The following is a 14,822-nucleotide window of genomic DNA, read 5'->3' as shown; positions in this document are numbered from 1 at the left end:
GGTTCATCAGGAGTGCGCTACAATAGGGGCCTATTGAATGCGTGCGCCCTAGTAAGGTACCCATGACTCAGACCATCGAAACGCCAGTGGTTCACGACCAAGGTCAGCTTAGCCAAGAGGCCAAGCGTGTTACCTACATAGGTGCATGGCTGGATACGCTGCTAAGCATCGTTAAAGTTACCGTTGGGTTTATGGTCGGCTCCGCGGCGCTGATTGCTGACGGCATTCACTCACTGTCTGATTTGGTGACGGACGGATTTGTACTGGCGGCTATCCACTACGGGCGCCAGGAACCCGATAAAGATCACCATTACGGTCATGGGCGTATTGAAACGCTGACGACGTTACTGCTGGGCAGCATCCTGATCTTCGTGGCGGGTGGTATTGCCTGGTCCAGCATTGATCGTCTACTTAGCGGAACCGAGGTAACGGCACCTGGCCTGCTGGCCATTGTCATTACGGTTATAGCGCTGATCAGTAAAGAGTGGATCTTTCGCTACACCATGCGGGTCGCCAAACGCGTAAAGTCAAAGTTACTCGAAGCCAATGCCTGGCACTCACGCAGCGATGCCTGGTCCACCGCCGTGGTACTGGTGGCGTTGATAGGCGCTCAGTTCGGGTTAGGCTGGCTGGATGCCGTGGCGGCTATCATCGTGGGGTTATTAGTCGGTAAAGTGGGCATGGACCTTCTCTGGGAATCCGCACGTGAGCTGGTGGATACGGCGCTGCCAATCGATGTACAAGGCCAGATGCACGATGTGGCCTGCAGTGTACCTGGGGTAGACAGTGTCCACGACCTGCGTACGCGCCAGTCGGCCGGTTGGGTAATGGTCGACCTGCATGTGGTGGTAGGGCCTAAAATTACCGTCTCGGAAGCTCACGAAATTGGTAATGAAGTCAGCCGCCGACTACGCCATGAATTCCCCGCGCTGACCGATGTGATTTTTCACGTTGACCCGGAAGACGACGCCGGCGCTGGGGACCCTAGCCGCTTCCCGGGGCTACCGTTACGCCCCGAAGTGGAAGCCGCGCTTGACGCGCGCTGGTATAAACATCCGGTATGGCGCACGCTCAACGAGCTACAGCTGCACTACCTGGACGAGAAAGTGTCGGTGTCGTTGATCATCGACGACGCTGTTCAACAGCCCCCTCAGTGCCTCGCTAGCCAGCTAAAAGCGCTGGCTAGCGATATCGAGTGGCTGGGGCATGTGGAAGTGCTGTTTATTACCAGGGCGGCTAGCAGCTCCATGCGCTAGTAGGCTCTGGGCGAAAACAGCCTGCGCTCGCCGACTGTTCAGTCAAAGCCTACTCTTTGATCCTTTCATTACGGTTAAGAGAGCAGCAGCGTGGCAATGCTGAAGTAAATCACCACTCCAGACGCATCGATCAGGGTCGTGACCAACGGCGCCGAGGCGGTCGCCGGGTCAACCTTGAAGCGCTCCAGCACAAACGGTAGGCACATCCCCAACAAACTACCAAACAGCACGATGGTCACCATGCTCAACGCGACGACCATGGCCAGCGCCTCTCCTCCGCGCATAATACCGATAGGCGTTACCGCAATCGCCATGGTGAGCCCTAATGACCCTGCCACCAGCAATTCTCGCCCCAGTAATTTACCCCAGTCTTTTACCCCCACATCTCCGGTCGCCATACCGCGTACCATCAAGGTAGCGGCCTGGGCCCCGGCGTTACCGCCACTGCCAATGAGCAACGGTAAAAAGAACACCAGTGCCACCTGCGCGGCGATGGTTTCTTCAAAGTAGGCAATCCCGGCGCCCGAAAAAAGATTGGCAAACACCAGCAGTACCAGCCAAGTGACGCGCTTACGGTAAAGGCTCCAAAGCGGTACACGGCTAACCCCATCTTCTAGTTGACCAATCGACATCCCTTTATGAAAATCCTCGGTGGCCTCGGATTCGGCGACGTCCATGGCGTCATCGTGGGTCACAATCCCTACCATACGATCATCGGCATCAATCACCGGCAGCGCCAGCAGGTCGTACTTCGCCACAATACGTGCCACATCTTCCTGGGCATTAGCGACGCGGGTGCTGATCACATCCTTGATCATGATGTCATCAACAATGGCGCCGGGGCGGGCCACCATCAACTGACGCAACGACATGGTACCGATCAGTTGGCCATCGCTATCCAAAATATACAGTTGGTAGACCGTTTCCGCATCAGGCGCCGTCTGGCGTACTCGCATCATCGCTTGTGACACCGTCATGCCACTGGCTATGGACACATAGTCAGAGGTCATGATGGCGCCAGCGGTACCTTCTTCGTAGCTTGCCAGCCGTTTTAGAGCTTCACGCTCGCGATGCGCCATACGTCGCAGCAGCGCTTCTCGACGGTCTTCACTGAGCAAATTAAACAAGTCGGCACGTTCATCCGACCCCATCTCTTCCAGCAGTTTGAGTACCTGGCTATCATCAAGCTCCCTGACCACTTGCAACTGACTCTCGCCAGGTAAATAGCCCAGCACATTAGCGGCCCGCTCAGCCGACAGGATGCTCAGTAACGAGAGCGCCGCGGGCAACTGCTCATCATCTTCTATCAACTCTTCCAGCACTTCACCGATATCCGCAGAGCGGGTTTCGGCCAAGCGCAAAGAGAGTACCGATTTACTGGGCGTGTCTTTGCCCAACTCATCGAGCAGCTCGACTTTTAATTCCTGCAGACTTTCATCATTCAGTGCCATGGCTCTCCCCTTTACGCTAACAATCGTCGTGCTGCCGACTTAACTGCACCATATTACCAGACACAAAAAACGCCCCTTAACCCTCGTTTACGGGGTTAAGGGGCGTTGGATACACGCCTAGCGTGTGGTCTTAGCCTTTGCCCGCCTTTTTACGCAACTGCTGGATGGTTCGCAGTTGAGCAACGGCTTCGGCAAGTTCAGCGGCAGCTCGGGTATAATCGAGCTCCGAAGACTTCTCGTTAAAGGCTTGCAGCGCTTGCTGTCGTGCTTCTTCGGCAGCGGCCTCATTAAGGTCGCTGGCACGCGATGCAGCATCGGCCAGAATCGTCACCACATCTGGCTGGACTTCCATGAAGCCACCCGAGACAAAGAAGTGCTCTTCCTTGCCACCATCGTGGATCACACGAACCGGACCCGGCTGCAGCTCGGTCAGCAGCGGAGCGTGACCCGGCAAAATACCCAGATCACCCACCTTGCCGGAAGCAATCACCTGCTCAACAGTGCCTGAGTAGATGGATGCTTCAGCGCTGACGATATTGCAAGTAAAGCTATTCGCCATAGCGAATCCCCCTAATGGACGGGATTACTTCTTCATCTGGTTGGCTTTCTCGACGGCTTCGTCGATGGAACCGACCATGTAGAAGGCCTGTTCCGGCATATCGTCGTAATCACCAGCCAGAATGCCCTGGAAGCCACTGATCGTGTCTTTCAATGAGACATACTTACCCGGAGAGCCGGTGAATACCTCAGCCACGAAGAACGGCTGCGACAAGAAGCGCTGGATTTTACGCGCCCGGGAAACGGCCTGCTTGTCTTCATCAGACAGCTCGTCCATGCCCAGAATGGCGATAATATCCTTGAGTTCCTTGTAACGCTGAAGAACGTTCTGTACACCACGAGCGGTGGCGTAGTGCTCTTCACCCACAACCAGCGGATCCAGCTGGCGAGAGGTAGAGTCCAACGGGTCAATCGCGGGGTAAATACCCAATTCAGCGATTGAACGCGCCAGTACCACGGTGGCGTCAAGGTGCGAAAAGGTGGTCGCCGGCGACGGGTCGGTCAAGTCATCCGCAGGTACGTAGACCGCCTGCACGGAGGTGATTGAACCGGTTTTGGTCGAGGTAATACGCTCCTGCAGAACGCCCATCTCTTCCGCTAGTGTCGGCTGGTAACCTACCGCAGACGGCATACGTCCGAGCAGGGCCGATACTTCGGTTCCCGCCAGGGTGTAACGGTAGATGTTATCGACGAACAATAGAACGTCACGGCCTTCATCACGGAATTTCTCAGCGATGGTCAAGCCAGTCAGTGCTACGCGCAGACGGTTTCCCGGCGGCTCGTTCATCTGACCATAGACCAGCGATACCTTATCGATAACGTTGGACTCGGTCATTTCGTGATAGAAGTCATTACCCTCACGCGTACGCTCACCAACACCAGCAAAGACTGAGTAGCCGCTGTGTTCGGTGGCGATGTTGCGGATAAGCTCCATCATGTTAACGGTTTTACCTACACCGGCGCCGCCGAACAGGCCGACTTTACCACCCTTGGCAAACGGGCAGACCAGGTCGATAACCTTGATGCCGGTTTCCAGTAGCTCGTTAGAGGCTGCCTGGTCGGCATAGCTCGGTGCTTTACGGTGGATCGGCATGCGTTCTTGCTCGCCAATCGGGCCCGCTTCGTCAATCGGCTCGCCGAGTACGTTCATGATTCGGCCCAGCGTTTCCTTACCTACCGGTACGGAAATAGCGGCACCTGTGCTGGTCGTTTCCATGCCACGCTTCAAGCCCTCAGTGGAGCCCATGGCAATGGTACGCACCACGCCGTCGCCCAGCTGCTGCTGGACTTCGAGGATAGTCTCAACATCGGAGACCTTCAGCGCGTCGTAGACCTTGGGCACAGAGTCCCGCGGAAACTCTACGTCAATCACCGCGCCGATGATTTGTACGATACGTCCGCTCATCTTGGTTCCTCTCTAAAACCTGCAAATGAAACCTGTCTGCCGGGAGCCGCTAGTTTTCGCAGGCTCCCTGGGCGTTATACGGCAGCAGCGCCGCCGACGATCTCAGAAATTTCCTGGGTAATGGCGGCCTGGCGGGCCTTGTTATACACCATCTCCAGATCGTCGATGAGGCCACCTGCGTTGTCAGTGGCGCTTTTCATAGCGATCATTCGGGCGGCTTGCTCGCACGCGCCGTTTTCCACTACCGCCTGATACACCTGCGATTCGATGAAGCGAACCAACAGGCTATCGAGCAACGCCTTGGCATCCGGTTCATACAGGTAGTCCCAGCTTCCGGGACGGGCGTTATCATCGTTTTGCTCAGCGTCTGCGCCCATATCAGGCGACAACGGAAGAAGCTGACGAACCACCGGCTTTTGCGTCATGGTATTGACAAACTCGTTGTATACCACGTAAAGCCGATCGACACGTCCTTCATCGTACGCTTCAAGCATGACCTTAATACTGCCAATCAACCCTTCAACGGTCGGCTTTTCGCCTAACCCGCTTTTGGCTGCAACCAAGTTACCGCCATAGTTGCGGAAGAAGTTGCTTGCCTTGGCACCAAGCGCACAAAAATCCTGCTCGGCACCCTGCTTTTTCCAACCAGCAGCGTCTTTCAGCAAAAGCTTGAAAAGGTTGTGGTTCAAGCCCCCGCAAAGCCCACGGTCAGTGGAGACCACAATATAACCGACGCGTTTCACCTCGCTACGCTCAACCATGTAGTCGTGCGTATATTCGGGGTTCGCATCGGCAAGGTGGCCGACCACATTACGAATCTGCTTAGCGTAAGGCTGACTAGCTCTCATCAGATCTTGCGCTTTACGCATTTTCGACGCAGCGACCATTTCCATGGCGCTGGTGATCTTCTGCGTATTTTTAATGCTCCCAATCTGGGTGCGTATCTCTTTTGCAGCTGCCATAGCGATCTACCCTTCGTTCGTGGCTCTCAGAAAGCATGCAAACCCGCCGGTGAAGGCGGGCCAGACATTACCAGCTCTGAGTCGCCTTGAACTTCTCGAGACCCGACTTCAAGCTGTCCTGGATCTCACCGTTGTAGTCACCGGTCTGATTGATCTTGTCGAGCAGATCAGCGTGTTCAGACTTCATGTAGTCGTGCAGAGCACGCTCAAAGTCCAACACATTGCTCACGTCGACATCATCCAGATAACCTTCGTTGGCGGCATAGAGTGACAACGCCATTTCAGCGACCGACATCGGCGAGTACTGGTTCTGCTTCATCAGCTCAGTGACACGTTGACCGTGTTCAAGCTGCTTACGCGTGGCTTCATCAAGGTCAGAAGCAAACTGCGAGAACGCCGCCAGTTCACGGTACTGAGCCAAGGCAAGACGAACACTACCGCCCAGCTTCTTGATGATCTTGGTTTGCGCCGAACCACCGACACGAGAAACCGACAGACCAGCGTTGATGGCCGGACGAATACCCGAGTTAAACAGGTTGGTTTCCAGGAAGATCTGACCATCGGTGATCGAGATCACGTTGGTCGGAACGAACGCAGACACGTCGCCACCCTGGGTTTCGATGATCGGCAACGCGGTCAAGGAACCGGTCTTGCCTTTCACTTCACCGTTGGTGAACTTCTCAACATAGTCCGCATTAACCCGAGCAGCACGCTCAAGCAGACGCGAGTGGAGATAGAACACGTCACCGGGATAGGCTTCACGACCCGGCGGACGACGCAGCAGCAGCGATACCTGACGGTAGGCCACGGCCTGCTTGGAAAGATCGTCATACACGATCAGCGAGTTCTCGCCGCGGTCGCGGAAGTATTCGCCCATGGTGCAGCCGGAATAGGCAGCCAGGAACTGCATCGGAGCCGGATCGGCAGCGCCGGCGGCGACAACGATGGTGTGCTCCATGGCGCCATGCTGTTCCAGCTTGCGTACGACGTTAGCGATGGTCGACTGCTTTTGACCAATGGCGACGTATACGCAGGTCACGCCTTTGCCTTTCTGGTTGATGATCGCATCAATGGCAATGGCGGACTTACCGATCTGACGGTCGCCGATGATCAACTCACGCTGACCACGACCGATCGGCACCATCGCGTCGATGGATTTCAAACCGGTTTGAATCGGCTCATCAACGGATTGGCGAGTAATAACGCCTGGCGCCACTTTTTCAACGGCGTCGGTCATCTTGGCGTTGATATCGCCCTTGCCATCGATGGGGTTCCCCAGCGCATCGACAACACGACCCACCAACTCTGGGCCTACCGGCACTTCCAGGATACGACCGGTACACTTGGCGGTCATGCCCTCTTCAAGCTGCAGATAGTCACCCAATACCACGGCACCTACGGAGTCGCGCTCCAGGTTAAGTACCATGCCAAAGATGCTGTTGGGGAATTCAATCATTTCACCAAACATCGCATCTTCGAGGCCGTGAATTTTCACGATACCGTCAGAAACGGTGACAATGGTGCCCTGATTATGGGCTTCAGATGCGACGTCAAGCTTTTCAATTCGCTGCTTGATGATGTCGCTGATCTCGGAAGGATTCAGTTGCTGCATGCCATGTCCCTCAGACTCAAGCGGTTAGCGCTTCGGAAAGGCGGTTCAATCGACCACGTACCGACCCGTCAATAACGGTGTCACCAGCACGCAGGATGACACCGCCGATAAGCGACTTGTCCACCTGAGTAGTAATAGAGATTTCGCGATTTAGACGTTTTTTAAGCGCGGTCGCCAGCTTCGTTTCTTGCTCACTATCCAGCTCGTAAGCAGACGTGACATTCACCTCGATACGCTGTTCATGCTCAGCACGCAGGTGCTCAAACTGTTCAGCGATGGAGGAAAGCCCCATCAAGCGGCCTTGTTCAGCCAAGGTAGCCAAAAAACGTTGTAAAGCGTCATCCTGTTGTTCTGGAATCAGCTCAACAAGCAGCGATACTTTTTGTTCGCTGGTCAATTTTGGGCTGCTTAGCCGATGGCGAACGACACTATCTGCTACCGCAAAACTTAAAAAACTCAGCGCTTGGGACCAGTTGTCCAGCGCCTCATTATCACGCGCGTATTCAAACGCTGCCTTAGCGTAAGGACGAGCGACGGTCAGTAATTCCGCCATGATTCACCTCCTTACAGTTCAGCAGCCAGCTCATCGAGTAACTTGCGATGGGCTTGTTCGTCGACCGAAGCTTCAAGAACACGCTCGGCACCCAAAACGGCGAGAGTAGAGACTTGGGCGCGAAGCTCGTCTTTTGCACGATTCACTTCTTGCTCAATCTCAGAACGTGCACTCGCTACAAGGCGTTCGCCTTCAGCGCGGGCCTGTTCGCGAGCCTCTTCAATCATCTGGGCAGAGCGCTTATTGGCCTGCTCTAGAATCTGAGAAGCTTGCTCCTTGCTTTCGCGCAGCGTCTGTTCCGCCCGTTCTTGAGCAAGCTCAAGATCACGGTTTGCACGGCTGGCTGCATCCAAGCCATCAGCAATTTTTTTCTGACGCTCATGAAGCGCGTTGCTGATCGGAGGCCACACATACTTTGTGCAAAACCAGACAAAGATCGCGAAGGCGATCGTTTGCCCGATTAGCGTCATGTTGATATTCACAGGAATGTACCTCTGACAAGTTCGTGGCAACCGGAGTGAAACAAAACCGAGCGTTTAGCGCTCGGCTGAGCTGTCATTAACCGGCAACAACGAAGATCAGGTACATAGCGATACCAACACCGATCATCGGAACGGCATCCAACAGACCTGCCATCAGGAAGGTTTTGGTTTGCAGTTGGTCGCCCAGTTCTGGTTGACGTGCAGTGGACTCCAACAGCTTACCACCCAAAATAGCGAAGCCAATGCCGGTACCTAGGGCGCCGAGACCGATCATGATCGAAGCGGCAATGTAGATAAGTTCCATGGTAATGCTCCTAGTTTTTCAAGTTAAAGGTCGAGGGTTGAGGTTAAGGGTTAATGTAACTCTAGTTAGTGATGCTCGTGCGCGTTACTCAGGTACACGACGGACAGCACCGTAAAGATAAAGGCCTGCAGAGTAACCACCAGGATGTGGAAGATCGCCCATGGCACGTCCAGCACCCAAATAGCCCAAAAAGGCAGCATGGCGATCAGAATAAAGATCACTTCGCCAGCAAACATGTTACCGAACAGACGCATGGCCAGACTAAAGGGTTTTACCAACAACGCGACAATTTCCAGCAGCAGGTTGAAAGGGATGAGTGCCCAGTGGTTGAACGGCGTCAACGAGAGCTCTTTGGCGAAACCACCCACCCCTTTGACTTTAAAGCTGTAATAAAGAATCAAACAAAATACACCCAGCGCCATGCCTAAGGTGACGTTAATATCGGTAGTCGGGACGATTTTCATGTAGTCGACGCCGAGCTTGGCGAATAACACCGGGAAAAAATCCACCGGAATTATCTTCAGCGTGTTCATCAGCAAAATCCACACGAACAGCGTCAAGGCCAGTGGTGCGATGAGCGGGTTGCGCCCGTAAAAGGCACTACGCACCAGAGTTTCAATAAACTCGAATACCATTTCAACGGCATTCTGCAAGCCGCTGGGCACCCCGGTGGTTGCTGCTTTACCGACTTTACGAAACAGCCAGATAAATAGCACGCCCATCGCGATGGACCAGCCCATGGAGTCTAGATGAATAGCCCAAAAACCCATTTCACGGGCTTCTTCAGCAGAGTGTGCCAGGGACCAGCCATTTTCGGGGTGGTTGCCAAAGGTCAAGTTCTGCAAGTGGTGCTGGATATAGTAAGTCGGTGAGACTTCGTTTCCTGCGGCCATGGACATGTCACCTCAATTAGTTGTGCAATTTTCTAGGCATTAGCGTTTTTTGGCATTAACCAAGGCGTAAGCCAATGCGTTAGAACAACCGCAACATAAGCATAAAAAAAGAAAGTGGGGTTTGAGGGAGGCACTGCGACGAACACCGTCACAAACAATGCTACCGTCAAACCAAACTTACCTGCTTCAGCACGAAACAAGCGCGTTGCCGCTTGCGATGTCCGAGTGGCGTGTAATACGCCCATGCGTTTAATAAAGAAGGCCTGGGGCAATAGCGCTACCAGCGCGCCTAGCAAAACCGAGATCACCCCCTCAACATCAGCGGCTAAATAGGCAGCTAGCATGCCAGCGCAGGTGATCATCAGTTGTGCGACCAAAAGCCTGACCACATAAGCTTTTCGACGCTGGGTTTCGTATCGCCGCGTAGTGCTTTGCATGAATACCCAGCCTCACTGATGAAAAATCAACCGCTCGGTAAACGTTTTACCCGTACGCCAAGCCAACCAGCACAAATATTGCGCGATTATAGGGAAGCGCTATCACACCTTCAACCGAAGTCGCACCGATTTTGTACGTTAATGAGCTTATTTGCGACCAAAGAGGGAAAACGTGCCAGCTTCTTACGCGATAATGAATAGCCTGCTATTTAATATGCATTAGGATGCCATCCAGCTCTTCAAGGCTGGTATAGCGTATGGTGACTTTACCCTTACCTTTTTGACCGTGGTCAATAGAGACAGGTGCGCCGAGCAGTTCGCCGAGCTGTGTTTCCAGTTTTGCCACGTCGGGCATTTTGGCTTGTCGGCTGGCTGCCTTAGCAGGCGTTTGGCTGGTCTGGACCTTTTTAACCAGCGCTTCGGTCGCGCGTACGGTCATATCGTTATTGACCACTTCGTGAGCTACCTGACGCTGCTGGGTACTGTTCAGCGTTAATAATGCGCGTGCGTGGCCCATATCCAGATCCCCGCGTTCGAGCAGGGTCTGTACTTCAGGGTCTAGCGCCAGCAGGCGCAGCAGGTTGGCTACCTGGGTACGGGACTTGCCTACCGCATCGGCAATTTGCTGCTGAGTCAGCGCAAATTCTTCTCCCAGGCGCTTGAGCGCCATGGCTTCTTCAATAGCGTTGAGATTTTCGCGCTGAATATTTTCAATGAGCGCTAACGCTAACGCGACTTCATCGCTGACGTCACGAATGACAGCGGGAATTACGTCCATCTCAGCGAGCTGGGCGGCACGCCAGCGGCGCTCACCGGCAATAATTTCATAGCGATTATCGCCGATCGGGCGCACGACGATAGGCTGCATGACGCCTTGAGCGCGAATCGAATCGGCAAGTTCTTCCAACGCTTCAGGCTGGATATCACGACGCGGCTGATATTTTCCGCGCGTTAACTGGCCTAACGGTAGCCGCTCGAGCCGATCTTCGGGGGTGGCTTCCGTGATACCAGGCGTGGTATCCGCCAAGGCAGTAGGCTTTCCGCTGGCAGTCAGTTCCAGGCTATCTCGGCGGCGGGCACCGGCACCAATCAGGGCATCCAGGCCACGTCCCAGCGCGGGTTTACGCGTCATTTGTTTTCCCTCATTTTTTACAGTGCCCGATGTTTGAAGTGAAAAGTGGCTACAGAGAAAGACGACGAATCATCTCTTTTGCCAACACACGATAGGCCTGACTGCCCCGGGAGAACCGGGCGTATTGAGTTACGGGCAAGCCATGGCTTGGGGCTTCAGCAACCTTTACATTACGGGGAATGGTGGTTTTTAACACCATGTCGCCAAAATAGTCACGTAACTGCTTGTCCACTTCCCGCGTCAAACTGGTGCGCTTGTCGTACATGGTGCGCAAAATACCTGCGATCGCCAGGTCTGGATTAACATTTTGTTTAATTTGCTCAACGGTATCGAGCAGCGCAGATAGTCCCTCCAGGGCATAAAACTCGCACTGCAGCGGTATCAGCACACTATCGGATGCCGTTAATGCGTTCACCGTGAGCATATTCAAGGACGGCGGACAGTCAATTAACACCACGTCATAGGTATCTGCGACAGAGGTCAACGCAGTGGTTAAGCAGCTTTCGCTTTTTTCGCGATCCAAGAGCTCCACTTCGGCAGCGGTAAGATCTCCATTTCCCGGCAGCACGTCATAGTTTACGGCCAGATCTTTGACAATGGTTTCAGCCGCCGTTGCTTCGCCCAGCAGCACATCCAGCACACTTTTAGTAAGCTCATGCTTATCGATACCACTACCCATACTGGCGTGACCTTGGGGGTCAAGATCCACCAGCAGAACGCGTCGGTCGAGTGCTGCAAGGCTGGCCGCCAGGTTAACGGCCGAGGTGGTCTTGCCCACGCCGCCTTTTTGGTTGGTCAGGGCAATGATCTGGCTCACTTACTCAACTCCTTCCTGGGGGGCAAAATCAACATTCAACTTTCAACATTTAGCTTTTAACACTCAAAACCAACAGCTGCCGCTGGGCCGTTTCAAAGGGCACTTCCAGCAGGTGACGTTGGTGTAAACAAATGCCCGGAGGCAGTTCACGAAGTTCTTCGTCGGCACCCGGCCCTTTCATCGCCAGCCATTGTCCCCCGGCCTTGGGTAGCTGTCGTGTCAGGGTGACAAAATCCACCAAGCTTGCAAAAGCCCGGGAGATTACTTGATCGAATGGCTGGTCACTGAACGTTTCGACTCGTGCCTGACTGGGGGTAACGTTCGTCAACCCTAACTCCATGACGGCCTGACGCTGGAAACGCACTTTCTTGCCGTTGCTATCAACCAAAGTAACCGCTAGTGCCGGGTCAAGAATGGCCAACACGATGCCCGGTAGACCTGGGCCTGCACCGACATCCAGCAGACGTGGCCCATGCACGAAGGACGCAACAGAGGCACTGTCCAACACATGGCGCGACACCATCGCCTCCACATCGCGCACCGCAGTGAGGTTATAAGCACGGTTCCACTTATGCAACAGTGCCACCAAGCCAAGCAGTTGTTCACGCTGACGCTCATCGACGACAATGCCCAACTGATCGAGCCCTTGATCTAAACGAGGGGCAACGCTTACCGGTAACTGCGCTAACAATGGTCTTAATTCACTCATCCGTTAACCACATCAGCCGCCGCTACCAAGCGACGCTTTTTCAGATGCACCAATAAGATAGAGATAGCCGCGGGGGTAACGCCTGAAATGCGGGCCGCATGCGCAAGCGTTTCTGGCCGCGCTTCAGCCAACTTTTGGCGAATTTCGATGGATAGCCCTTCTACCTTTGAATAATCCAATTCAGCGGGCAGCGGGGTAGCCTCGTGGCGTTTTAGCTTATCGATTTCATCCTGCTGACGACCGATATAGCCTTGATACTTGGCCTGGATCTGCACCTGTTCAGCAACTGCTGGATCGGTAACCAGCGTGCCTTCGATGCCGGGCAGATTGGCTAGATCGCTGTAACTGAGTTCTGGACGTTTTAGCAAATCGCTTAGCCGATATTCGCGTGATAGTGCTGATCCAGTTTTTTCAGCCACCTGTTCTGCCGCCTGACTGCCGGGCTGAATCCAAATAGTATCCAGACGCGCGCTCTCTTGCTCGATGGCCTCGCGTTTCTGGCTAAACGCTGTCCAGCGCGTGTCGTCAACGAGTCCCAGTTTGCGACCCGCTTCTGTCAAGCGCAGATCCGCATTGTCTTCACGCAGCAGCAGGCGGTATTCCGCACGGGAAGTAAACATGCGGTAGGGCTCTTTGGTGCCCATGGTAATCAGATCGTCAACCAGTACGCCGAGGTAAGCTTCATCACGACGTGGATACCAAGCGTCTTGTGATTGAGCGCGCCGCGCGGCATTCAGGCCGGCTAGCAGCCCCTGGGCGCCCGCTTCTTCGTAGCCGGTAGTGCCGTTGATTTGACCAGCAAAAAACAGGTTGTGGATAAATTTCGTTTCCAGCGAATGCTTTAGATCGCGTGGGTCAAAGAAATCGTACTCAATCGCGTAGCCAGGCCGCGTAATATGGGCATTTTCCAACCCTTTTATCGAGCGTACGACCTGGATTTGCACGTCAAACGGCAGCGAGGTCGAAATCCCGTTGGGATACAGCTCATGGGTATCCAAGCCTTCAGGTTCAATAAATACCTGGTGACTGGATTTGTCGGCAAAGCGATGCACCTTGTCTTCAATCGACGGGCAGTAGCGTGGTCCCACCCCTTCGATCACGCCAGAATACATCGGCGAGCGATCAAGGTTACCCAGGATCAGATCATGGGTCTGCTGGTTTGTATGGGCAATATGACAACTCACTTGCTGAGGGTGCATATCCCTAGACCCAAGGTAGGACATGACCGGCGTAGGCGTATCGCCCGGTTGCTCTTCCAACTGCGAAAAATCCACGCTTTTAGCATCAATGCGCGGCGGCGTACCGGTTTTTAAGCGATCAACGCGAAACGGAAGCGCACGCAGTCGTTCCGCCAAGGCATTGGAGGGCGGATCACCCGCTCGGCCACCCTTGCTTTGATCCATGCCAATGTGAATGACGCCGCCCAGGAATGTTCCCGTACACAACACCACGCTTTCGGCATGAAAGCGGATACCGGTTTCCGTCACCACGCCACGTACCGTGTCGTTATCCACTATCAGATCGCCAGCCGCCTGCTGGAAAATCGTCAAGTTGGGCTGGTTTTCCAGCATGCCTCGAATAGCAGCTTTGTAACGTACACGGTCTGCCTGGGCGCGGGTTGCTCTGACAGCAGGACCTTTGCGGGCATTGAGGACACGGAACTGAATGCCACCTAAATCCGTGGCAAGCCCCATGGCACCACCCAAGGCGTCAATTTCCTTGACCAAATGGCTTTTGCCGATACCGCCAATCGCGGGGTTACACGACATCTGGCCCAAGGTTTCGATGTTATGGGTGAGCAGCAGGGTCTGACAGCCCATACGAGCAGAGGCCAATGCGGCTTCGGTTCCCGCATGGCCACCGCCGATGACAATCACGTCAAAGCGGTCCGGATAATTCAAAAGACACCTCGTCTTGTGCCGGTGGGCACGCTGATGTGGCCGATGCAGTCAGTGTAGACAGAGCCACCATAGATCAATGAGCCGGCAAGTATAAACCCCCTGTGGGTAACCGTCAGGTTTTTCCACACCCGGATTCCTCAGAACCACACTATTAATAACAACATAAATATAAAATAAGAGAAGTTCTGTAAATGTTGTAACTACTAGTGTGGACAATTTCTGTGCATAAGCGATTTATTATTATTATTTTCAATGATTTGTATTGTTGGCTACTACATGTTTAAAGGCCGGACTGCCTGGGCAGAAGAGGTGTTGAGCCTGTGGACGAAATAGCCTGTTATCCACACGCG

Annotated in this window: 15 protein-coding genes; 1 reads left to right on the top strand and 14 read right to left on the bottom strand. The window is 54.1% G+C overall.

Annotated features, from left to right (window positions below):
- Positions 1-62: 62 nt before the first annotated feature.
- Complete coding sequence (locus ACFFLD_RS14985; protein WP_386041720.1) at positions 63-1,256, top strand: cation diffusion facilitator family transporter; 1,194 nt, start codon at positions 63-65, stop codon at positions 1,254-1,256.
- A 74-nt stretch (positions 1,257-1,330) separates the two neighbouring features.
- Here ACFFLD_RS14985 and mgtE read toward each other — a convergent pair whose 3' ends face one another.
- The 14 genes from mgtE to mnmG all read right to left on the bottom strand — a co-directional run bounded on the left by mgtE (position 1,331) and on the right by mnmG (position 14,472).
- Positions 1,331-2,707 carry a magnesium transporter gene (gene mgtE, locus ACFFLD_RS14980; protein ID WP_386041718.1) on the bottom strand — a complete coding sequence of 459 codons (1,377 nt, stop codon included), beginning with the start codon at positions 2,705-2,707 and terminating at the stop codon, positions 1,331-1,333.
- Between the two features lie 130 nt (positions 2,708-2,837).
- Entirely contained in the window at positions 2,838-3,266 is a 429-nt protein-coding gene (locus tag ACFFLD_RS14975; RefSeq protein ID WP_386041716.1) for a F0F1 ATP synthase subunit epsilon, read from the bottom strand.
- A 24-nt stretch (positions 3,267-3,290) separates the two neighbouring features.
- Positions 3,291-4,670: a F0F1 ATP synthase subunit beta gene (atpD, locus tag ACFFLD_RS14970; protein ID WP_386041714.1), complete on the bottom strand. Its 1,380-nt coding sequence runs from the start codon at positions 4,668-4,670 to the stop codon at positions 3,291-3,293.
- Positions 4,671-4,744: 74 nt separating this feature from the next.
- A complete protein-coding gene (gene atpG / locus ACFFLD_RS14965; RefSeq protein WP_386041712.1) occupies positions 4,745-5,632 on the bottom strand; it encodes a F0F1 ATP synthase subunit gamma in 888 nt (295 codons plus the stop codon).
- A 67-nt stretch (positions 5,633-5,699) separates the two neighbouring features.
- Positions 5,700-7,244, bottom strand: coding sequence for a F0F1 ATP synthase subunit alpha (gene atpA / locus ACFFLD_RS14960; RefSeq protein WP_386041709.1), 1,545 nt, complete (start codon positions 7,242-7,244; stop codon positions 5,700-5,702).
- Between the two features lie 16 nt (positions 7,245-7,260).
- Positions 7,261-7,797: a F0F1 ATP synthase subunit delta gene (locus tag ACFFLD_RS14955; protein ID WP_386041707.1), complete on the bottom strand. Its 537-nt coding sequence runs from the start codon at positions 7,795-7,797 to the stop codon at positions 7,261-7,263.
- Between the two features lie 11 nt (positions 7,798-7,808).
- Complete coding sequence (locus tag ACFFLD_RS14950; RefSeq protein WP_386041705.1) at positions 7,809-8,279, bottom strand: F0F1 ATP synthase subunit B; 471 nt, start codon at positions 8,277-8,279, stop codon at positions 7,809-7,811.
- Between the two features lie 76 nt (positions 8,280-8,355).
- On the bottom strand, positions 8,356-8,583 hold the full coding sequence (gene atpE / locus ACFFLD_RS14945; RefSeq protein ID WP_022521051.1) for a F0F1 ATP synthase subunit C: 228 nt from the start codon (positions 8,581-8,583) through the stop codon (positions 8,356-8,358).
- A gap of 65 nt (positions 8,584-8,648) precedes the next feature.
- Positions 8,649-9,476: a F0F1 ATP synthase subunit A gene (atpB, locus tag ACFFLD_RS14940; protein WP_386041703.1), complete on the bottom strand. Its 828-nt coding sequence runs from the start codon at positions 9,474-9,476 to the stop codon at positions 8,649-8,651.
- A 32-nt stretch (positions 9,477-9,508) separates the two neighbouring features.
- Complete coding sequence (locus ACFFLD_RS14935; RefSeq protein WP_386041701.1) at positions 9,509-9,913, bottom strand: ATP synthase subunit I; 405 nt, start codon at positions 9,911-9,913, stop codon at positions 9,509-9,511.
- A 205-nt stretch (positions 9,914-10,118) separates the two neighbouring features.
- Complete coding sequence (locus ACFFLD_RS14930) at positions 10,119-11,045, bottom strand: ParB/RepB/Spo0J family partition protein (protein WP_386041699.1); 927 nt, start codon at positions 11,043-11,045, stop codon at positions 10,119-10,121.
- A gap of 49 nt (positions 11,046-11,094) precedes the next feature.
- Entirely contained in the window at positions 11,095-11,862 is a 768-nt protein-coding gene (locus tag ACFFLD_RS14925; RefSeq protein WP_386041697.1) for a ParA family protein, read from the bottom strand.
- Between the two features lie 49 nt (positions 11,863-11,911).
- Positions 11,912-12,571: a 16S rRNA (guanine(527)-N(7))-methyltransferase RsmG gene (gene rsmG / locus ACFFLD_RS14920; protein ID WP_386041695.1), complete on the bottom strand. Its 660-nt coding sequence runs from the start codon at positions 12,569-12,571 to the stop codon at positions 11,912-11,914.
- Positions 12,568-14,472: a tRNA uridine-5-carboxymethylaminomethyl(34) synthesis enzyme MnmG gene (gene mnmG, locus ACFFLD_RS14915; RefSeq protein WP_386041693.1), complete on the bottom strand. Its 1,905-nt coding sequence runs from the start codon at positions 14,470-14,472 to the stop codon at positions 12,568-12,570. The genes rsmG and mnmG overlap by 4 nt, the downstream gene beginning before the upstream one ends.
- Positions 14,473-14,822: the final 350 nt, after the last annotated feature.

This window comes from Vreelandella sulfidaeris, from assembly GCF_042429665.1.
Lineage (GTDB): Bacteria > Pseudomonadota > Gammaproteobacteria > Pseudomonadales > Halomonadaceae > Vreelandella.
The sequence above is the reverse complement of the archived record's forward strand: the minus strand, read 5'-3'. Positions and strand labels throughout refer to the sequence as shown.